At 42.5% G+C, this 22,228-nt stretch carries 20 protein-coding genes; 15 read left to right on the forward strand and 5 right to left on the reverse strand.

The window, feature by feature from the left end:
- Nucleotides 1-107 precede the first annotated feature (107 nt).
- The 5 genes from AC59IL_RS38400 (at nt 108) to AC59IL_RS38420 (ending at nt 3,666) form a co-directional block, all read left to right on the forward strand.
- Entirely contained in the window at nt 108-539 is a 432-nt protein-coding gene (locus AC59IL_RS38400; RefSeq protein ID WP_496557564.1) for a hypothetical protein, read from the forward strand.
- 80 nt (nt 540-619) lie between these two features.
- Nucleotides 620-1,423, forward strand: a complete 804-nt coding sequence (locus AC59IL_RS38405) for a DUF2452 domain-containing protein (protein WP_496557565.1) — start codon at nt 620-622, stop codon at nt 1,421-1,423.
- Nucleotides 1,424-1,462: 39 nt separating this feature from the next.
- The gene (locus AC59IL_RS38410; RefSeq protein WP_496557566.1) at nt 1,463-1,825 is read left to right on the forward strand and encodes a VOC family protein; all 363 of its coding nucleotides are present in this window, start codon (nt 1,463-1,465) and stop codon (nt 1,823-1,825) included.
- A 57-nt stretch (nt 1,826-1,882) separates the two neighbouring features.
- Nucleotides 1,883-2,908: a DUF3500 domain-containing protein gene (locus AC59IL_RS38415; RefSeq protein WP_496557567.1), complete on the forward strand. Its 1,026-nt coding sequence runs from the start codon at nt 1,883-1,885 to the stop codon at nt 2,906-2,908.
- A gap of 356 nt (nt 2,909-3,264) precedes the next feature.
- Nucleotides 3,265-3,666, forward strand: a complete 402-nt coding sequence (locus tag AC59IL_RS38420) for a DUF5684 domain-containing protein (protein ID WP_496557568.1) — start codon at nt 3,265-3,267, stop codon at nt 3,664-3,666.
- 577 nt (nt 3,667-4,243) lie between these two features.
- Here the strand turns inward: AC59IL_RS38420 and AC59IL_RS38425 are convergent.
- On the reverse strand, nt 4,244-5,137 hold the full coding sequence (locus AC59IL_RS38425) for a hypothetical protein (protein ID WP_496557569.1): 894 nt from the start codon (nt 5,135-5,137) through the stop codon (nt 4,244-4,246).
- Nucleotides 5,138-5,393: 256 nt separating this feature from the next.
- Here AC59IL_RS38425 and AC59IL_RS38430 point away from each other — a divergent pair, with 256 nt between their 5' ends.
- From AC59IL_RS38430 to AC59IL_RS38440, 3 genes are all read left to right on the forward strand, one after another.
- Complete coding sequence (locus tag AC59IL_RS38430) at nt 5,394-6,410, forward strand: threonine aldolase family protein (RefSeq protein ID WP_496557570.1); 1,017 nt, start codon at nt 5,394-5,396, stop codon at nt 6,408-6,410.
- 150 nt (nt 6,411-6,560) lie between these two features.
- Nucleotides 6,561-8,210, forward strand: a complete 1,650-nt coding sequence (gene pgi, locus AC59IL_RS38435) for a glucose-6-phosphate isomerase (RefSeq protein WP_496557571.1) — start codon at nt 6,561-6,563, stop codon at nt 8,208-8,210.
- Nucleotides 8,211-8,375: 165 nt separating this feature from the next.
- Nucleotides 8,376-8,759, forward strand: a complete 384-nt coding sequence (locus AC59IL_RS38440; RefSeq protein ID WP_496557572.1) for a hypothetical protein — start codon at nt 8,376-8,378, stop codon at nt 8,757-8,759.
- Nucleotides 8,760-8,941: 182 nt separating this feature from the next.
- Here the strand turns inward: AC59IL_RS38440 and AC59IL_RS38445 are convergent, their stop codons facing one another.
- Complete coding sequence (locus tag AC59IL_RS38445; protein ID WP_496557573.1) at nt 8,942-9,529, reverse strand: porin family protein; 588 nt, start codon at nt 9,527-9,529, stop codon at nt 8,942-8,944.
- 225 nt (nt 9,530-9,754) lie between these two features.
- Nucleotides 9,755-10,762: a hypothetical protein gene (locus AC59IL_RS38450; RefSeq protein ID WP_496557574.1), complete on the reverse strand. Its 1,008-nt coding sequence runs from the start codon at nt 10,760-10,762 to the stop codon at nt 9,755-9,757.
- A 266-nt stretch (nt 10,763-11,028) separates the two neighbouring features.
- On the opposite strand from AC59IL_RS38450, the gene AC59IL_RS38455 reads away from it, so the two are divergent.
- Nucleotides 11,029-11,724, forward strand: a complete 696-nt coding sequence (locus AC59IL_RS38455) for a LytR/AlgR family response regulator transcription factor (protein WP_496557575.1) — start codon at nt 11,029-11,031, stop codon at nt 11,722-11,724.
- 247 nt (nt 11,725-11,971) lie between these two features.
- A complete protein-coding gene (locus AC59IL_RS38460; RefSeq protein WP_496557576.1) occupies nt 11,972-14,599 on the forward strand; it encodes an ATP-binding protein in 2,628 nt (875 codons plus the stop codon).
- A gap of 879 nt (nt 14,600-15,478) precedes the next feature.
- On the opposite strand, the gene AC59IL_RS38465 is transcribed toward AC59IL_RS38460, so the two are convergent.
- Nucleotides 15,479-16,723: a metallophosphoesterase gene (locus AC59IL_RS38465; protein ID WP_496557577.1), complete on the reverse strand. Its 1,245-nt coding sequence runs from the start codon at nt 16,721-16,723 to the stop codon at nt 15,479-15,481.
- A 229-nt stretch (nt 16,724-16,952) separates the two neighbouring features.
- Nucleotides 16,953-17,462 carry an NADPH-dependent FMN reductase gene (locus tag AC59IL_RS38470; protein WP_496557578.1) on the reverse strand — a complete coding sequence of 170 codons (510 nt, stop codon included), beginning with the start codon at nt 17,460-17,462 and terminating at the stop codon, nt 16,953-16,955.
- Nucleotides 17,463-17,589: 127 nt separating this feature from the next.
- Here AC59IL_RS38470 and AC59IL_RS38475 point away from each other — a divergent pair, with 127 nt between their 5' ends.
- The 5 genes from AC59IL_RS38475 to dapB all read left to right on the forward strand — a co-directional run bounded on the left by AC59IL_RS38475 (nt 17,590) and on the right by dapB (nt 22,066).
- Nucleotides 17,590-18,273, forward strand: coding sequence for a metal-dependent hydrolase (locus AC59IL_RS38475; protein ID WP_496557579.1), 684 nt, complete (start codon nt 17,590-17,592; stop codon nt 18,271-18,273).
- Between the two features lie 534 nt (nt 18,274-18,807).
- Complete coding sequence (locus AC59IL_RS38480; protein ID WP_496557580.1) at nt 18,808-19,608, forward strand: ParA family protein; 801 nt, start codon at nt 18,808-18,810, stop codon at nt 19,606-19,608.
- Nucleotides 19,609-19,673: 65 nt separating this feature from the next.
- A complete protein-coding gene (locus AC59IL_RS38485; RefSeq protein ID WP_496557581.1) occupies nt 19,674-20,591 on the forward strand; it encodes a ParB/RepB/Spo0J family partition protein in 918 nt (305 codons plus the stop codon).
- A gap of 10 nt (nt 20,592-20,601) precedes the next feature.
- A complete protein-coding gene (locus tag AC59IL_RS38490) occupies nt 20,602-21,240 on the forward strand; it encodes a DUF5683 domain-containing protein (protein WP_496557582.1) in 639 nt (212 codons plus the stop codon).
- 109 nt (nt 21,241-21,349) lie between these two features.
- Nucleotides 21,350-22,066 carry a 4-hydroxy-tetrahydrodipicolinate reductase gene (dapB, locus tag AC59IL_RS38495; protein ID WP_496557583.1) on the forward strand — a complete coding sequence of 239 codons (717 nt, stop codon included), beginning with the start codon at nt 21,350-21,352 and terminating at the stop codon, nt 22,064-22,066.
- Nucleotides 22,067-22,228: the final 162 nt, after the last annotated feature.

Raw genomic sequence — 22,228 nt, forward strand, 5'->3', positions numbered from 1 at the left:
GAGGGGACAGGTAGCGAACTAATCGCTACCTTCCTACTCAATTGTCATCAACACTTTTAAATGCTGCACCATATGAGTATCTTGTACCTTAAAATAACCCAACCCACATGGAACAGGATATCCTTGTTGAAGTGCCTGCGCAAAAAATTCATAAACCAATTACTATTTCTGTTACAGTTTTTTTGGCCGGTCCACTGCCCGCAGGCTATTTAATGGCCGAAAACTTCAGATCGTTTGGTAAACCAACCGCAGCAAAAATAACCCTTGTTGCTACCGTTATTTTTACTATTCTTCTTTTCGGGATAGCCTCTTCGCCGCATGTCGATAAAATACCCAACATATTGTTTCCCATTTTGCAGTCCTTGATAACTACTTTATTTACCAAAAAATTCCAGGGAGAAAATATCAGTAAGCATATTGCACTGGGAGGCAAATGCTATCCCCTATGGAAGGCAGTAGTAACGGGCGTTATCGGGTTATTAATTACCATTAGTATTTTTTTGGGCATTCTTTGGCTGATAGAATTAGCAGTGGTTTGATTTAACCAATACAATTTCCTAAAAAGAACAAAAAAGAACTGATTTTTGCAGCATACCGATTATTACATGATAACCGGTTAATGACTATTATGATACAGGCATATAACTTTTTGGCAAGCTGGCAATTGTTTCCCGAGAAAGGCATATATGAATTTGGCGAACGCCCGCGTTCAGGTATTTATAAAATGGAAGCCATAGAAAATGAACGGCTGCTTGCCATTTCCATGAACTGGGTAACATTGCAAAACCAGGCATTTGAATCATCATACACCCTTCTTCCCGACGCACAGGAACACACATTTGCCAATACCGACATAGCCGATACCGTGAAGACCTGCTTTATAGATGGCATTACTTTCGAAACCACATTCTACCGGCAAAAAGAACAGGTGTTGCACATCGTTCATGAAATAATGCCGAACGGTTATCTGAAGATCACCCAAAAAGGCATCACACCACAGCAACAGCCATATACCAATGTTGAATACTATCATAAACAATTGAGCGTACTCCCCTACTCGGCTTCGGTAGCGGGCGCTGTTATTAAACCTACCGAAGAAGGCGTTATACGTCACAAGGCGCTTAATGCCATGGAAGAGCAAACCAATATGCAGCTTGAGCAAATAAGAAAGCAGATAGAACTGCTGGCGTTGCAGGCTCAGGAAATTCAAAAACGAAAAGAATTGTCGCTGCTGATCTATGGAGCCAAACTGAATTTTACACCGGTAATCGGACATATCTATTATGTATATGAAAAAGCCGATGCCTCTTACCTGCTGTCGATGGTAAGCCCGAAGGAATGGGGCGGCGGCGCCGGTCCGTATAAAAGATTTGTGGCAGCGGTGAAACTTTTGGCAGATCATACCTGGATGGAAGTAGTGTAATGGTTTATGCTGATTTTTACACCTTCAAATAAAAATAACATGAAGCTGTTATCCTTACGTCCGATGATGGTAGTTAATAATGTCAGAACAACTATCGATTACGATGTTACCCGTTTACATTTTACCGAAGTGGCTTATCTCGAAACCGGTCACTGGGGGCAAATACAAAAAGACGGCATTTACATCATGTTTACTACAGGCAATGAACATGAACCTGAAACACCACATTTTGCCGGTTCGTTTTATTTTAATACCGATAGTATAGAAGCCTGGTGGGAAGAATTAAAAGATAAGGCCGAGATCCTTTATCCGGTATGCGATTTTGAATATAACATGCGTGAATTCGCCATTAAAGACTGCAATGGCTATACGTTACAATTTGGTCAGCCCATTAACCAGTAAATGCTGCAATCATGTTGTAAATGGTAACTTATTGGTAACTTACAGCAACACTTTTTTATGAATCGTTTGCTGCCCGTGTTGCTGATTCCCATTTTTTTTGCGGTTACAGTTACCGCACAGCAAAAACCTGCTGAAACTGCCAACCGGTTTATCGGCAGTTTAACTACTTTACAACTTAAAAAGGTACAATATACATTTACAGATAACGAGCGCTTTAACTGGCATTTCATTCCCAAAAGCCGCAATGGCATTGCCATAGAAGAACTGAACGAACAGCAAAAGAAGCTGGCGTTCGACCTGCTGGCAACCTGTTTAAGCGAAAACGGTACACAAAAAGTAAAAGACATTATACTACTCGAAGGCGTTTTAAAACAGCTCGAAGGCCGAAGCGATGACGATCATTATCGCGATACGGGGAAATATTATTTTACAATGTTCGGCACTCCGCAACCCAATGCTATTTGGGGATGGCGCCTTGAAGGACATCATATTTCATTTACATTTTCAGCCGAAAATAATCAACTGGTATCCGGCACACCGGGTTTTCTGGGAGCGAATCCGGCTATCGTACCATCCGGACAATTCAAAGGAAAAGAAACTTTAAAAGAAGAAACAGATGCCGGTTTTACCCTATTACATGCGCTTAGTAAAGAACAGTTGAATAAAGCTGTTATTAATACCAAAGCTTTTCCCGAGATTATTACTAATGCAAACCGTAAGGCGATGATCGATCATCCACAGGGCATTTATTACAGTGAATTGAACAAAGACCAGCAGTTGTTAATGATGCAGCTGATAGAAGTATATATTCACCGGTACACCAAATTGTTTGCCGATGCAATGCTCAAAGAAATAAAGACGGCCGATGCCGGTAAATTACAATTTGCCTGGGCCGGGGCGCAACAAAAAGGTTCAACGGAAGGCTATTATTATCGTATACAGGGCCCAACAATCATTATAGAATATGACAATACACAAAATAATGCTAATCATGTGCATACAGTGTTGCGCGACCTGAAAAACGACTTCGGGGGCGATGAACTGGAGGAACATTACCGTAAAAATCATACTTCTTCATACTGAATTAATACAATGCAATTCGAAATTTTACGTTTATATGCACAACACTATTTACCAGCTACAGCCCGTTACCATACTTATCAATAACCGGGAAAATAACAATTAAACGATACCATTGTAACATCCACTCTGAACCACACTTTAAATAAATGTGGATGATGAATGCTTGTCTGAAGTAATGCACAGGGAGCAAGGTACAAGGATCAAGGTACAAGGCACAAGGCAGCTTAGAACAAAGACAAGGATAAGGAAGAAGACACATTCAACCGAAAGCAAATTGCCCGTTTACCACTATTGCAAATACTAAAAATAATTTACATTTTTAAAGCCTCTATTTCTAATTAAAAACCGACGTAACTATGGCAATTATTGTAATTCTTTATTTAGCTGTTGTCGTATTCCTTATTGCAAGCATGTGGACAATTTATACCAAAGCCGGTCAGCCAGGCTGGGCTGCAATTGTTCCCATCTACAACTTTATTGTTCTCTTAAAGATTGTTGGCAAGCCCACCTGGTGGATTTTGCTGCTTTTGATCCCTGTTGTAAACCTTGTTTTTGCTATCTGGACAGTAAACATGCTGTCGAAAAGCTTTGGAAAGGATGAAGGATACACTGTTGGACTTTTATTATTAGGCATTGTATTTTATCCTATGCTGGCTTTCGGTGATGCAAAATATATTGGTCCCTTTGGCGATCCGGCTGCATTTCAGGCTGCACAACAACCGCATTTCGATTTTGATCAGCCACAACCTTCGTTATAAATTAATTTTACTTATAAGAAAGCCTTTTCCGCGATTCCACGGGAGGGCTTTTTTATTTTGACAGGGCCATTAACAAGTTTTAAATATCCGGATTTGAAGAATTAAGCGATCGCAAAAAGCATTAAAATGATCGCTTAATCAATCATGATATCAATTTGAAAGATTTTATAACGGCAAAAAACTTCAATTGACATATTTAAAAGATTAAATGACCGATTTGAACAATTAATTGGTCAGTTTAATCAATTAATTGATGATTTTGATGAATTAAGCGATAGCAAAAAGCTTCAGATTGCTGATTTGAACAATTAATTGATCAGTTTAATCAATGAAACGAAGATCCTGAAGAACTAAGCGATAGCAAAAAGTTTCAAATGGATGATTTGAACAATTAAATGATCAGTTTAATCAATTAAACGATGATCCTGAAGAACTAAACGATCGCAAATTGGTAATAAGTTGCCTGTTGATGGCAATTGACTTCCGTTAAAGCCTCCACTCACCATATACCAAAAAGCCCTCCCAGTTAATGGGAAGGCCTTTCTTAATATTTCATAATACGGATTGTGATTCTTTTCTAAGGCAGGGTAATTTCAACTGAGCCATTGGCCCATGTTAATAATGCCTTGTTGTCACAATCACCACCTGTACCAAAGTCAAGATACAATACCCGGTCATTGATAGTTATTTTTAAAACACCCTTTGTTATCCAATGACAGGCCACCGGTTTAATCAACGGCGTGTCGGTATTTTTAGTTACAGTAATACCATTGGCATACTTAATTTCAGTACGTACTTCAATCGAGTATACATCATCTGAACAGGTAAGCGTACCGGCGCCATCAATTTGCGTGACCACTTTAGTTCCGTTATAAGTAAATCCTCGTCCATTGGGCCAGGTTACTTTACCACCTTCTATTTTTACCGAATAGCTAACAGCACCATTGGCACTCAGGTTGGTAATTGTTTTCACACCTTCGATATGTGCGCGGTTTACATAAAAATCTTTTAACGTAATGGTAAGCACAGAGCCTGATTTACGAAGCGGCGCGCTAAAATATAATACCACACTACCCTTTCTGAATTTACCATCGCGGCACAAACAACCATCGCCGTAATTAATAGTAACTGTTTTAGGGAACGTTGTGTCGTTAGGTTCAGCGGTGATCGTTACACAGGGACCGAGTTTTAATTGCAGGTTAACGAACAGATCGATGCGAATGCGCGAAGTGCTGCCATCGGTGGCTATTCGGCCATTATCAACAGCACCGCCTTCCATATCGGCGCCGGCGGCCAAACCCATTTCAGTAACATCATCATATTCACCTTCTGCTGCTGCATCTTCCTGACTAATGGTTTGGGCTTCCGAATCGCTTACAGGCGTTTGAGAGCTGCTTTCTTTTTTACACGAAGCAATCATCAATACCATCAGTAAGGACATGGCAATAGTAGCTGAAAGTTTTAATTTCATGGCTATACGTTTTAAAGTGTTTTTTGTTTTGTTAAAGTGCTCATTTTGGAACAGCATCGACCGCCAAAGTTTAATCACATGTTAATTTTTTTTGATGGTGAATGGTCAATGTCAATCGTGAATTGTCAATTGCTTCCGTTTCAGCCAACCTGTTAACTTGTCAACCTGTTACCTTTTAAACCTGTCAGCTTCTGACTTCAGACTTCTGACTTCGGACTTCTGACCTCGGACTTCAAAAATTCCCGATATTAGCGTCATGATAGTTGATTTACGTTCCGATACAGTTACCCAACCAACGCCCGATATGCTCGAAGCCATGATGAAAGCACCCGTAGGCGATGATGTGTTTGGCGAAGATCCCACGGTGAATTTGCTCGAATCGATGGCAGCAGAATTATTTGGAATGGAAGCCGCATTGTATTGTCCTACCGGTACCATGAGCAACCAGATTGCCATTAAAGTGCATACCCAACCGGGCGATGAAGTGATCTGCGATCAAACCGCGCATGTGTATCAATACGAAGGCGGTGGTATGGCATTCAATGCAGGGGCGCAATCGAGGTTATTGCCCGGCGATCGCGGACGCATTACTGCCGAACAGGTTGCCGCTGCTATAAATCCTGATGATGTTCATAAAGCGCATACCTCACTGGTTTGTATTGAAAATACGTCGAACCGCGGTGGCGGAAGCTGTTATGAGCTGAACGAAATACAACGCATCAGAAAAGTATGCGACAATAACAACCTTTCCCTGCATCTCGATGGCGCCCGTTTATTCAACGCTATTGTGGCTCGCAACGAAACGCCTAAACAATATGGTGCCTTGTTTCACAGTATATCGATTTGTTTAAATAAAGGATTGGGTTGCCCTATAGGAAGTATTCTCATCGGCAATCAGGCATTCATCAAAAAAGCGCGAAGAATACGTAAAATATTCGGCGGGGGCATGCGGCAGGCAGGCTACATGGCAGCCAGCGGTGTATTTGCGTTAAAAAATAATATCCTTCGGTTGTCGCAGGACCATGAACATGCGCAGGAAATAGCTTCGGCTCTTATCAAAAAACCATTTACCGCCGGTTTATTGCCTGTAGAAACCAACATCATTATTTTTGAAATACAGGCGCCTTATCAGCCGGCGCAAATAGCCGCTAAGCTCACTGAAAAAAATATACGGGTGATCCCTATTTCGCCAACACAAATACGAATGGTATTGCATCTTGGTATTACGCCTGAAATGGTGCAGTATACTATAGACGTGATAAATAACTTATAGTTACCCGATTACCAGTCACCAGATACCTGTTACCGGAACCCGGAACCTGGTAACCGGGACCCGGAATCCAGAACCCGGGGACCGGCAACTGACAAACATCACTTGCCGGAATCCTGTTCTTCCTTATTTTTGGTACTAATTCATTGACTTATGATACCAAAGATTAAGCCGCATCATACCGATGCATGGGAAAAGCTGGAACGTCACTATAAAAAGATTTCCGAATCACACCTGCGCGAATTGTTTGCCGATGATCCCGACAGGTTCAACAAATTCTCCATTGCTTTTGAAGATATATTATTCGATTTTTCAAAGAACAGAATTACTTCCAAAACGCTGTCATTGCTCATTGACCTGGCCAATGAATGCCGTGTGAGCGATGCCATTGAGGCTATGTTCAACGGCGAACCGATCAATGAAACCGAAGGACGCGCTGTACTACATACCGCCCTGCGCAATATGAGCGGTGAACCGGTAATTACACAAGGCAAAGATGTAATGCCACTGGTTCAACAGGTACAAACCCAGATGAAACAGTTCTGCAACCGCATTCACAGCGGTGAGTGGACGGGCTATACCGGTAACAAAATAAAGTACATCGTTAACATCGGTATCGGTGGCAGCGATCTGGGACCTTATATGGTTACCGAAGCATTGAAACCTTACTGGAAAAAAGATATTGAGGTATTTTTTGTATCGAATGTTGATGCTACCCACATTGCCGAAACACTGAAAAAAGTAAATGCACAGGAAACGCTGTTTTTGATTGCATCCAAAACATTCACCACACAGGAAACCATGACCAACGCCCATACCGCGCGTCAGTGGTTCCTCGAAGCAGCCGGCGATGAAAGTTATATAGCCAAACATTTTGTGGCCCTTAGCACCAATGAAAAAGAAGTGGTGAAGTTTGGAATCGATAAAGCAAATATGTTCGAGTTCTGGGACTGGGTGGGTGGCCGCTATTCGCTGTGGAGCGCCATCGGTTTATCAATTGCATTAACGGTTGGCTATGATAATTTTGAATTATTGCTCAAAGGCGCGCATGCAACAGACAATCATTTCCGCAATGCACCTTTCGAAGAAAATATACCGGTGATCATGGCGCTTATCGGCCTTTGGTACACCAATTTCTTCGATAGCCAAACCGAAGCCATTTTACCGTACGATCAATACATGCACCGCTTTGCCGCCTATTTTCAACAGGGCAACATGGAAAGCAATGGTAAAAGTGTTGACCGTAAAGGTAAATCGGTTCGTTACAATACCGGCCCGGTTATCTGGGGCGAACCTGGTACCAATGGCCAGCATGCATTTTATCAACTGATACACCAGGGCACATTGCTGATCCCCTGCGATTTTATTGCACCTGCCATCAGCCACAACCCTATTGGCGATCATCACGCCAAGCTGTTGTCGAACTTCTTTGCCCAAACCGAAGCCCTGATGAATGGTAAAACCGAAGAAGAAGCAGAAGAAGAACTGGTTAAGGCCGGTAAAAGCGAAGAAGAAATAAAGTTCCTGGTGCCTTTCAAAGTGTTTACCGGCAACAGGCCCACCAATTCTTTTCTGGTAAAAAAGATCACGCCGTATACTTTGGGGCAGCTGATCGCTTTATACGAGCATAAGATATTTGTGCAGGGTGTTATATGGAATATATTCAGCTTTGATCAATGGGGTGTTGAGCTGGGTAAACAACTTGCCAATAATATTTTACCCGAACTGCAGGATAATAAACCCGTAAGCAAGCACGATTCTTCTACCAACGGGTTGATCAATGCGTTTAAAAACATGAAATAATAGTCCGAAAGTCGGAAAGTCAGGAAGTCCGAAAGATGCAGCAAACAAATGCAACCGTCTTTCGGGCTTTTTGAATTTCGGACTCTTCCGACATCCGACCTCCGACTTCTGACTTCAGATTTATGTAATTTTTAGCAACGGCGCATCGTGAAAGAAATCAGTTGTATGCAAAGCCGTATTTTATTATCATTATTACTCATATCAGTAGTAAGCGCCGCTTCGGCGCAGGAAATTTCAACCCGCAAATTGCAGTGGTCAACACCTGAAAAAAAATTTGGTATAACCAGTTTACCCGGCGCCGTTGTTGCCGATACTCCACGACACCGGCTGCGGCAATTGGAATTACTCTCAAACCTTCAACAGAACGCGCTGCTGACCAATGCCACCTTATCACACGTAACAGATAAAGGAAAAGTTTATATTATGCCTCCTGATAATATGCGGTGCCTGGTACCTGACCCAAATAAATCAGTACCTATGCCCACTCTACGACCTCGCAATATTACCCCCATGCCTAATTTGTATAAAGTTAAGCCCCGACAATTTTGAAGAAACTCATTCGATTGCTGATTTTTCGATTTTGAGATTTTGGGATTTCATTTATAGCAGGCTTGTTTTCTAAATCTCTAAATCCCTAAATCAGAAATCAAAGAAAAAGCCCTTCTGCAAAAACAGAAAGGGCTTTCTCTTTGATGACAATTGATATATATTGAATTGATTAATGTCCGGTCTTATAATATCCTTGTGCCGAGGTAAACCTGGAATCCCTGGTTCTTCCATTTTTCTTTATTATCAATATCATTAATGTTGGCCAAGCCAACAACATAACGCCCACCCACTTTTAAGCTGCCGATGTTTAACTGTACACCACCCAGCATTGAGAAGTCGCCGCTCTTAAATGCATCCTGTCCGTTCTTGAACAAACTTTTATCCTTGTCGAGCAAAATACCAAACTGCGGACCGGCCTGTAACGTGAAGAATTTGGCCAGGTTATAGTTTAATAAAATCGGAATGCTTAAATAGTTCAGCTTTCCTTTAACATCATCTACACCCTGGGGATAAATGGAAGAGAAATGATCGCCTGTACGATAATTGGTTTGATTCCACATTACTTCAGGTTGAATACCTAACTTATCACTGAAGTTGAGTTCGGCAAATGCACCAAGATTGTAACCGAAATTAAATTCATCTTTCATTGATGTACCATCAACTTTGAAGATGTTAGCGCCGGCTTTTACACCAACATGAAAACCTTGCGCAAAAGACATTGTGGTCAGGGCCAGGGCAAATGTTAATAACGCCAGAAATTTTAATTTCATATTCTGTTATTTATGGTTCAGTAATAGAATTTCAACTTATATGCCAAGGTTCACCTTAGCCTGTTAATTTCCCTTAACAGCTAAGTGAAGAAATACCTAATATTTTGCAACACATGTGTTGCTATTTTTACACAATGAAATTATAGCCTGCTGTTAATGCCGCATTGCGGCACAAACTGCAAACTTCATAATAGGAGGGTTTCAATTTTGAGGGAACCGTTATAATCAAAAACTTATTCCTGCTGTAACGGAATAAACGGTGTTGAGCTTTGAGTCGGAGTCCTGTGTATCCTGTAAAAAATAATCAAAGAGCACCTGCGACTGCAACAGAAATCTTCCTTTTAAATAACTGCCGCGAAACGCAACAGCGGTTGATTGAAATGCAAATTGGGTATTGTCGGATATATCTTTATTACTGGGTAATGAATTGGCGCGTACCGGTGAAAAGTTATACGAATAGGATGTATTAAAACCATAGTTCTGCGTACCGGCATTTAACATTACGATAGGTGTAAACGTTAGGTTGTCTGATTTTCCCAACACATCATACCAGTCGAAATCTTTTCGAAGCGAAATGGTAGATGAAAAATCACGTACCGATGTTTCGTTCTTTACAACCACATAGTACCGGTCGGCCTGTGAAAGCAAACGGGCCAGGCGTTCTACTCTTCTTTTTTCATATTCGGCCTTACTCCCCCATCCATAACTGAAACTGATCGTTGGCCGCACCCACCATTTCTTGTATGAAAAATAGGCGAACAACTCGTTTTGAATAGGGGTTGTATAAAAATCAAGTGAATCTTTTGTCACATACCTTGTATAAGCGATGCCCGTTGAAAAACTCTTTTTTATACAATCATATGAAGGGCTGAATGCAAACTGATAAAAACTCAAACCGTTATTCGCAAGCGCAAAAGCCGTGGCTGAAATGCCAAAGCCCGACTTATGAAAATAACCAGCCGCTGGTGAAAAGATGATCTTTTTTTGCGTATTCGTAAGTACCGAGTTCTTATCATTAAAACTGAAGAAGCCGGTACCAATACCCATATTAACCGTAAAAAAGCTTTTACGGCCGGCCAGGCTATCCAGATAGCTGTCAAAGTCTTTCATTAGCGAATCGAGTACGGCCGTTGTATCGCCCTTTGAAAATAATGAATCCAGTTTTTTCCCTTCCTGGGAAAAAGAAGGTTGCATAGCAACCGCGAAAACAAGAAGAACGAGCAATTTCTTCATACACTTGCTGATTTTCCCGCCTGCCACATAACCGGAGCTTAAAAAACTGAACAACGTACCTGAGATTAAAAAAATTGTTACTGGTTTAATCATTACCCCTGTATTATTATGTCTTACTTATTTTTTTATTTGTTATTTAAGTTCTCTGTTTATCTGCAATTGCAGAACAAATTTACTTTCCGGCCACAAACTCCGAAACCGGTAACAGCAAGTGCTTACCTGCTAACCGCCAACTCCTTATCTTTGTCGCTCACTACCATTATGCTATGATAACGTGTTTGATCGTGGACGATAACGACTTGTCGAGACTTACCTTACATCAACTGGCCCTGCAAACAGGTAGTTTGCAGGTGACAGGCGAATGCAAGGACGCAATGGAAGCGCACCGCAATATTACGGCCAATCCACCGGATCTCGTTCTTTTGGATGTAGAAATGCCCGGAATGACCGGCATCGAATTGTTGAAAATATTACCCAAAAAAACCCTGGTTATTCTTACCACCTCAAATAAGCAGTATGCCGTAGAGGCTTTTGAACTGAATGTGGTTGATTACCTCGTAAAACCGGTTACCATGCCCCGCCTGCTGCAGGCCATAGAAAAAGTACGCGAAATTATCCTTCGGAACGATTCGGAGGTTAAAGAGGTTGAAGACGACTATCTTTTTATTCGCGATAATAATTTGCTCAAAAAAATTCGCCTCGACGAAATATTATGGATAGAAGCCATGGGTGATTATATCAAGATTCGCACCCCGCAACAATGGCATATTGTGCATACCACCCTAAAAGCAGTGGAAGAAAAGATCAGTTCGGCCCGGTTAATGCGTGTTCATCGCAGTTATATCATATCGCTCGACAAAATCGATTCAATAGAGGAAGGGGTGGTGAATATTGCCAATACCCCTATACCGGTAGCCGAAAGCAACCGCAGCAAATTGATACAGAAAATAAAGTTATTGTAAGGTTTATATTTAAATTTGCATTATATTACTATTGCTTATAGTCTCTGATTAATTGCAAACCCCTAAAGTTATAGTTGGCAAGACGAATTGCTAATTACTGACTATCAACCTGAATCGTAACATTTACATTTGGTTACGCAATATTGTTGTTTACGATCAACCGTAAACTGCGAACCTGCATTGAACGGCTGAAAATTCTTGTAAACGACATATAAGGTTAAGGCTTGACTGAGGTAGCCCCAGTACCATGAAGAGAAATATAAAACCTAACAGGCTTATTCTATATAGTATTGCCTTTTCGGTGGCTTTTATAGCGGCAGGCATCATACTACAACTCAACACCGAGCGGATCATCAGTAAATCGCGTTCAGCAAGCCGTGATGCGATTGAATCTTTCCATTTACATAATAAAATACAGAATATCATCAAGAACGTGATCCTTACTGAAAGTAAAGTAAGAGGTTTCGTTATCACCGGCGATTCAAATTACATAATTGGCATACAGGATACCCTCAAAAATTTAAAAACCGAGCTTACCGGTTTGCAAAAAGCAGCCCGGGGCCAGTACAATAAGGCTTCTTTTAATACCCTCGCCTCCCTGATCGAAAAAAGAATAATCACCACCAACGAAATTATCGACGTATACCATCGCTTTGGTAAAGCGCAGGCCGAAAAAAGAATAGCCAGCAAGGCGGGCACCATATTGCGCGACAGCATTACCGACCTGTCGATGCAAATTGAAAAAGAACTGTACGACAGGCTGCAGGCAGGCATTCAGCTAAACCGCAAGCGAACCATCGTTATTTTGACCATCAGCCGGCTGCTTACCATATTAGGGCTATCGGGCATCGTTATATTATCCCTGCTGGTCATACGCCATCTGCTGCGCCAGCAGCACCTGATCAAACGGCTTGAACAGGCCAATTTGAATGAAACAGAATCACGTCGCAATATTGAAAAAATATCGGCCGAAATACAGGACCTGTACAACAATGCACCCTGCGGATACCATTCGCTCGACGGCGACGCCCGCATTGTTGCCATTAACGATACCGAACTGAAATGGCTTGAGTATAAGCGCGAAGAGGTAGTAGGCAAATTATTTATTTATGATTTGCTTGAAGAAGAAACAGCCAAAAGCGTACGCGAAAATTTTCCGCAGTTTAAACAACGTGGGTCAGTAAGGGAACGGCGTCTTATTATGCGAGCCAAAAGCGGCCGAACATTTCCGGTGGTGCTTAATTCCATTGCCATTTACGATCATGAAGGCAATTATGTATCGAGCCGCTCAACCGTAAACGATATTACCGAACAACAAAAAGTTGAAACGGCTTTAAAAGAAGCCAAACAAGAGGCCGTAGCCTCGGCTCATGTAAAAGAACAGTTCCTTGCCAACATGAGCCACGAAATACGCACGCCCATTAACTCTGTTATTGGTTTTACCAACCTGCTACAAAAAACAGCTATGTCAGACGATCAGCAACAATTCGTAAACCTTATTCAATCGGCCAGTGAAAATTTATTAACGATCATCAACGACATTCTCGACATATCAAAAATCGAAGCAGGCATGTTGCGTATCGAAAAAAATCCGTTCAGTTTAAGAGGGCTTTGCAATTCCATCGAAACCATGTTCTATCATAAAGCCCGCGAAAAAAATCTTTCCTTTTCAATTTTCATTCAGGATAATATACCCGACACGCTGAACGGTGATGCCGTGCGATTGACCCAAATACTGGTAAACCTCATCAGCAATGCCATTAAATTCACTCAAAAGGGCGGTATAACTATCAATATTACATCGCTTGTACAAACGAGGGAAAATGCCCGCCTGCGATTTTCGGTAAAAGACAGCGGTATTGGAATTCCTTCCGATAAGCTTGAATCGGTATTTGAACGCTTTCAGCAGGGCGAAACAGATACCACCCGCAAATACGGAGGCACCGGTTTGGGTCTTTCTATTGTAAAGAACCTGATTCAAATACAGGGCGGCGACATTACGGTAGATAGCGCACAGGGAAAAGGAACCGAATTTGTTTTTGACATTGAATATTCGCTGGTACCGGTGAGTGAAGCCCTGGCCAGCGTACTGCCCGAAAAAACCGAAGTTGGTCCCGGCACCTTCCCCGATGCCAAAATACTGGTGGTGGAAGATAACGCCATGAACCAGCTGCTGATAAAATATACCTTCCAGAGCTGGAAGATGAACTTTGAACTGGCCGATAATGGCGTTAAGGCCATTGAATGGCTGCAACGCGACCGGTTCGACCTGGTATTGCTGGATATTCAAATGCCGCTGATGGATGGTTATGCCACCTCACAGGCTATACGCAATGAATTGAAAAACAACATACCGATCATTGCCATGACGGCCCATGCCCTGGCCGGTGAACGCGAAAAATGTTTAAGCAATGGCATGAACGATTATATTTCGAAACCCATTCACGAAAAAGAATTGTACACCCTGCTGAAGCGGTATCTGAGCGACAATAAAAACAATATAGAGGCGCTTAAAAACGATCTGCATTACATCGACCTGAACTTTTTAGAAGATATGGTTATGGGCAGCGGCGATTTTTTAAGAACCATTATCAAACAATTCCTGAAACAGTTCCCCGGCGAAATGGAGGCGCTTAAAAATGCCGTGGATGAAAAAAACGCCCGCCAGGTAGCCACCCTCTCCCACCATATACAAAGCACTGTTTCAATTCTGGGTAAAAACACGCCCTTTTTTCAGCAGCTCGAAAAACTCGAAAAGCTGGGCAAAAAACATCCTGCACCGGGAGTTCTTTCCACTGAATTCGACAAACTCAACGATTATAAACAATCGTTACTTGATGAAGTGAACCAGTTGCTGAACGCTAAAGTGTTTTAGATCGGTTGCCGGTTGCCAGTTACCGGTTACCGGTTTCCAGTTGCCGGTTACCGGTTTCCAGTTGCCGGTTACTAGTTACCAGTTACCAGTTGCCGGATTCCTGGTACCCGGTATCAGGGGAACCGGTACCCGGTATCAGGGAACCGGTGCCCGGTATCAGGGAACCGGTGCCCGGAAGCTCACCGTCCAAACCGGCTCATTCGGCTATACATTATCCGGTTTCACCGAATCTAAACCCGCAAGGGGGTTTTAGCAGCGTATTTTTGTGTGGTCAATACGAAAGAAACCCACAAGTACCTGACCTATGAAAATAACCCGAAACCAATTTATTATATATAGTTTTTTCTCTAATCCCTAACACCGTAGAGCAATCCCTAATCCCTTTACCGTAGAAAATGCCCCTGGCATTATAACCCTAAATGAGTTCATGGTTAAGGCCTGATTTAATGTAGCAAGCGGGGCCGGTTAATAATTACGAAGGTTCATAAATCGTAAAAAGGCGTTCCTCTTTTTAACCCTAACCGGGAGGAATATTCTTAAGCCGGCCCACTTAACTTTCCCCACCCTTTTACAAACCCGTAATCCTCAAAATCGTTTAGATCCGTAACCTGTTGTTGTAATCCGTATCACCCGTTGTAAATGGGAAAGTTATTTCGTACCGGCCTGGTTAAGGCCTGATTATGGAAACAGAACCGGCATTCAACTGAATGCGGCCCTTAAAAAACCGGCTTTATTAATGCTGAACGCTTAATGCAAAACGCTTAAGGCTTATCCCCTGGCGTTTAGCATTAAGCGTTCGGCGTTGTGCATTAAGCTGCGTTAAGCGTTCAGCATTGTGCGTTAAGCGTTCAGCGTTGTGCGTTCAGCATTGTGCCTTGTTTAGCTTAACTCAATCAACGTAATCTCCGGCAAAATGCCTACACGGCCGGGATAGCCGAGAAAACCATAACCGCGGTTCACGTACAGCTTTTGGCTTTCGGTTTCATACAAACCAGCCCATTGTTTATACATGTACTGAACAGGGCTCCACCTGAAGCCCGGCAACTCAACCCCAAACTGCATTCCATGCGTATGCCCCGACAGCGTTAAGTCGATATCGGAATATTTTGTGCGTACTTCGGCATCCCAGTGGCTGGGATCGTGGCTCATGAGTATTTTGAAAGGATATTTTTCTGATCCGGGATAGGCTTCATGCATTTTTCCGTAGCGGCCAAAATTGCCTTTTGCGCTCCAGTTTTCGATGCCCAGCAGGGCAATCTTTTCATGGCCTTTTTCAAGCACCACATGTTCATTCATCAGCAGGCGCCAACCCAATTGTTTGTGCACGCCTTTTAGTTGCTCAAGGTTCTCTTTTTTGGCTTCGATGCTGTCCCACTTTACATAGTCGCCATAATCGTGGTTACCTAAGGTAGAATATACGCCCAATGGCGCCTGCAGCTTGCTGAACACCTCAATATAATCGGTCATTTCGATGGCGCGGTCGTTTACAAGATCGCCGGTAAATAAAATAAGATCGGGCTTTTCTTTCAATATCTTTTTTACACCCTTTGCAACGGCTTCCTTATCCATAAAACTGCCCGAATGGATGTCGGAAATATGCACAATGCGCATGCCTTTGAACGCCTGCGGCAGGTTGTTGAACGTCATTTTCAGGCGGTTCACCTGGTAGCGGTATTTGTTACCAAAACCATATATAAGAGTGCCGAAAATGCCACCTCCTACAGCCAGCCCCAGCCAGCTCAGAAAAACCGAACGACTGATACCATTTCCGCCTTGTGTGATTTCGGGCGGCGGTGTGCGAATCAGTTTGGCAATGATCCAGGTGCCGCCCCGGCGAATGTCGTCAACGGCAAAAAATAACGAGGCGACCAGTTTCGAAAAAAACAATCCTAAAACCATGGCTCTCGAGTAGGTGTATAACCAGCGGGGCCACGATCCTGTATTGCCATAAGCCATAAACAGAAAGATGATAATTGCAGCGGCCGATAAAACCCAATAAGTAATTATTATGGCCAGCCTTACTTTGGCCGAAGAGGGTAATATAACCTGTATAGCCTGAAAGATATAGATATCCAGCAGCGCCATCAATCCCAAAATAAAAAAGAAAAATCCTGAGTTACGCATAGTTTCTTATTAGTAATATTTAGTGCTAATAGTGGAGCATGGTGCCCCTGGCTAGCCGAAGTCGGAAGTCGGCCGTCAGAAGTCAGAAGAACCTCAATTTTAAAAATGCCGACTAATACCGCCCCTCCTCCTATACAAACTCTTCAACTTGTATAGCAGGCGCATCGGACTTCAGATTTCAGACTTCAGACTTCAGACTTCCGTTTTCAGATAAGACGAACAGCTAACACTAAAATTGTATAAATTCCGAAATCTGTGATTCTATGGCACGCAACGTATAGGCATCATGAATGGTTCCGTCAACAGTAAGCATTTTGTCGACCGAAGAAATTGGTAATTTATTGGGATGAACTATTACACGCAGATAGTGCAAAATACTTGTTAAATGTTCCAGTCCGCGCAGATTACCGCCCCGCCCGGTGGCCACACCGGTAAGCAACGCTTTTTTGCCCCACCATACTTTTTTATAATCCGAAATGTCGAACATAAGCTTCAGCACGCCGGGAATGCTGCCATTGTATTCGGGAGAAATAAAAATGAATTTATCGGTAGGTGTTAATATATCGTTTTCGAGCTGTACATACTCAGGCGTTTTATCGATGTATTTCCATCCTTCGAGGGTAATAAATTCAGGAGTTATGCCTTTTGATTTTAATATCTGCTGATAATGCCTTGCTATTTTTTCTGTATTGCTACCGGTACGGTTGGTACCGGAGATGATGGTATATTTTTCGTTCATTGTAATTAAAACAAGTTATAAGTTTTAAGTATTAAGTAATAAGTTGTTTGTATAACCAGGAAATTAGCTCAATGTTGTATGTTTGCCGCAAGCGGATCTTACAACTTATTACTTATAACTTATTACTATGAAATTTACTTACTTCGGTCATTCCTGCTTTTTAGTTGAGGTCAAAGGTACAAAACTGTTATTCGATCCCTTTATTACCGGCAATGATCTGGCAAATAAAGTGGTTGATATAGATGCCATAGAGGCCGATTATATACTGGTTTCGCACGGTCATGCCGATCATATTTTAGATTGCGCACGCATTGCGACCCGTACCGGCGCCACCGTCGTTTGCAGCTGGGAAATTTATGAATGGTTGGGCAAACAACAGATCAGCAAAGTTCACCCCATGAATACCGGTGGCAAATGGAACTTTGGACCATTTGCTGTGAAATGCGTGGTGGCGCAGCACTCTTCGGGTTTGCCCGACGGTTCCTATGGTGGTAGTCCGTTTGGATTTATCGTTTACACGGAGGAAGGCAACTTTTATTACAGCGGCGATACGGCCCTCACCCTCGATATGCAATTGATTCCCCTATGGGCAAAGCTGAACTTTGCTATTTTACCCATTGGCAACAACTTTACCATGGATGTTGCTGATGCGGTTCAGGCTGCAGCCATGATCAAATGCACCAACATCATCGGCGTTCACTACGATACCTTCGGTTTTATTAAAATCGATCACGAAAAGGCCCGCAAAGCATTTGCCGATGCAGGTTGTTCATTGCAACTACTGAATATTGCACAAACGGTTTCATTATAATTGTTTGATGGTTTCATGGTTTGATTGTCAGGAACCCGAATAGATGGCTCGATGGCTGAATTGTTTGATTGTCGGGAACCCGAAACCTGAAATGACTGAAAAATAGTCAACAATTCTGAAAATCAGGCTGCTAACCATCAGGCCATTGAACAATTAAACCATCAAACAGGTCTTCCTTTAAAATAATAAAGCATTAAATGCTGATAATAAATCTAATGTAATAATTTTGCGTTTCCATATAATGGCATCCTCCTGTTGCAGGGGGATGTTTTTTATTATCGGAGTATAAAAGAAGTAATACAATTTTATTCACTATCGGCTTTACGGGCTGTATTGAATGCGGTAAATAAGTATATTGTCACCGAAATTCACAGAAGGGATGGTAAAAAACCGGTTAAAAGCAGCTCAACGATGCGTATTTTCCGTGTTGGTGATATCATCTTCCGAGCAGATTTACGTGAACCCATTTAAACAAAATCCAAACACCCTGTCCTGCTGCTCTCAAGGCACAACAGGCAGAATGTAATTAACACTATGGCCCGAGTAATTGGAGTTGCCAATCAAAAAGGGGGAGTTGGAAAAACTACTTCCGCCATTAACCTGGCGGCCAGCCTGGCCGTTCTGGAATTCAGAACCTTATTGGTAGATGCCGATCCGCAGGCGAACAGCACCAGCGGTGTGGGTTTTGATTTGCACAATGTTCAGCAGAGCCTGTACGATTGCATGGTAAATGGTACCCCAGGTAAAGATGTGATACTGAAGTCGGATATTCCCAACCTCGATATCATTCCATCGCATATCGACCTCGTGGGCGCCGAAATAGAAATGATCAACTACCCCAACCGCGAAAGTGTATTAAAAACTATACTTGAGCCGGTGAGGGCCGATTACGACTTTGTGATCATCGACTGTTCGCCTTCGCTTGGGTTAATTACGGTGAATGCCCTTACAGCCGCCGATTCGGTGATGGTGCCCGTGCAGGCCGAATTCTTTGCCCTTGAGGGATTGGGCAAATTATTAAACACAATTAAGATCGTACAAAGCCGTTTAAATCCTGAGCTTGCTATAGAAGGTATATTAATGACAATGTACGACGGCCGTCTGCGCCTGTGTAACCAGGTTGTAAATGAAGTGCGCAAACACTTCGACGAAATGGTGTTCGATACCATCATTCATCGCAATGCCCGCATCAGCGAAGCACCAAGTGTAGGGAAACCGGTTATCCTGTATGATGGTCAAAGTAAAGGCGCTGTCAACTATCTGAACCTGGCCAAAGAAATCCTGCAAAAGAATGATATGACGAAAATTAAGCAGGAGGAGCGGATCTTAGAATAATTAATGAGGCGTTGGCAGCCTGCCTGTTGACATCCTGAACGAAAACAATAAACCATATACAATCAATGACCAACCCTAAACAAAATAAAGACGCGCTTGGTAAGGGAATCCGTTCCCTGTTGCAGAATATCGATTCTGACCTGAAAAACGCCACTGGCGACCTGAAAAAAGGTGTTGCCGAAGCAGTAACTTCTATCATGCGTATTCCTATTGATCAGATAGAAGCCAATCCGCGCCAGCCCCGTCACGATTTCGACGAGCAGGCTTTGAATGAACTCGCTTCATCTATCAAACTGCACGATATCGTTCAGCCCATTACCGTTTCAAAAATGCAGAGCGGTAAGTACCGGCTTATATCGGGCGAACGCCGCTGGCGCGCTTCGAAAATTGCCGGGTTGGTCGATGTTCCGGCTTATATACGCCAGGCCAATGACCAGGAGCTGCTTGAACTGGCCCTGCTCGAAAACCTGCAACGCGAAGACCTGAATGCGGTTGAAATAGCGTTGAGCTATAAACGTATGATGGAAGAACTGAACTACACGCAGGAACAGGTAGCAGAACGGATGGGCAAAGAAAGAAGTACAGTTGCCAACTATATACGCTTACTGAAATTGCCGCCGGATATACAGGTAGCAGTACGAAAAAGCGATATCAGCATGGGACATGCCCGTGCCCTGATCAATGTAGATACAGTGGATAAACAATTATTTATTTTTAATGAGATCAGAAGCCGCAGTTTATCGGTTCGCCAAACAGAAGATCTTGTTAGAAAAATGTATAAGAGCGGCCCCGGCGCTGTTAAAGAATCGGTAAAAAGCTCTTTACCACCAGCTTACAAAAAAATTGAAGATAACTTAGCAACTCATTTCAGTACGAAAGTCAGATTAACTCATAATAAAAACGGGCACGGAAATATTTCGATTGAGTATTATTCAATTCAGGAACTGAATAAGATCTTAGATCAGATCGGTGTCTCGGCTTAAGTTCGCCTGCATGAAGAAAGCTTTTGTTGTTATTGCGATTATCCTGATTGTTCCCATGCTGGCTTTGGCACAGCAAAAAGACAGCCTCATTGTAAAAGATACCACCGGAAAAATAATAGCTGGTTCAACCGTTAAGCAGGAAAAAAAGAAAAAAGATACTGCCGGTAAACCAGTTTTTAATCCGCGGAAGGCCTCTCTGTACTCAGCCATAATGCCAGGGCTTGGACAGATCTACAACAAAAAATACTGGAAAGTTCCCATCGTATATGCAGCCATCGGTATTCCGGTGTATACATTTTTTTATAACAAAAAATGGTACAACCGCACCCGCTATGCCTTATCTGTAGCCGAAAATGGCAATGGCGGATCGGGCTGGAGCGACAGCCTTTCTAAAGTAAACTCTGCCCTGGTACCGCTGGTAGAAGGCCTCAAAACAACCTCACTGCTGAATTACCGCAACGAGTTCAGGAAAGACATGGATTATTCAATCCTGTTCATGTTGTTGTTTTGGGGATTGAACGTTGTTGATGCCACAGTTGATGCCCACCTGAAAGGTTTTAACGTAAACGATAATTTAAGTATGAAGGTAAAACCGGCCATCCTCAGCAATCAGGCCATTGGCGTAAGCCTTTTGTTCAGTTTTAAGTAGTATGTAATAAGTTATAAGATTTGGGCCACCGAATTATCACTTATTACTAAAACTTTCAACTACTACTTATCAAAACTTATTACTTATAACTTATTACTAACTTCGAATGATGAAAATTGCATTAATCGGATATGGAAAAATGGGTCATGCTATTGAAGAAATTGCCCTTGAGCGTGGCCATGTAATAGTATTAAAAATATCGATCGACAATACCGAAGATAATACCATCGAAAATATACAAAAAGCCGATGTAGCTATTGAGTTCAGCGGCCCCGAAGCAGCATTCGACAATGTAATAAAATGTTTGGATGCCGGCGTACCCGTTGTAAGCGGTTCAACCGGCTGGCTGCAACGCTTTGATGAAGCGAAAAAACATTGCACGGCGCAAAACGGCGCTTTGTTATACGCCAGTAATTTTAGTGTAGGTGTAAATATTTTCTTTGCCATTAATAAAAGGCTGGCCGAACTGATGGCCCCCCACAGCGAATACAATGTATCGCTTACCGAAATACATCATACCCAAAAAAGAGATGCCCCCAGCGGCACCGCCATTACACTGGCCGAAGATATTCTGAACCTCAATCCTCAAAAGCAGCATTGGGTGAATCAGCCCAGCAGTAAAGCCGGCGACCTGGTGATCCTCAGCCAGCGTATTGATCCTGCTCCCGGCACCCATATTACTACGTATTCTTCGGCCATTGACGATATAGAAATCAAACACACAGCCCATACCCGCAAAGGATTTGCTACCGGCGCCGTACTGGCCGCCGAATTTCTGCACAATAAAAAAGGCATTTACAACATGAGCGATGTGCTTGGTTTGTAAAAGCTGTTTTAAATTCTTTTTTATACTCTTTTAGTCCCGCTCTGCGGGACTTTTTTTAGGCTAAGAGGATATAAGAGTAGAAAGAGAATAAAAGAGATACGCTTTATTAATCAAAAGCTCTTTTTTCTCCTTTTCTCCTTTAAACTCTTAGCGCAACTGCAT

It is taken from the genome of Niastella sp. sgz303648, from assembly GCF_059587045.1.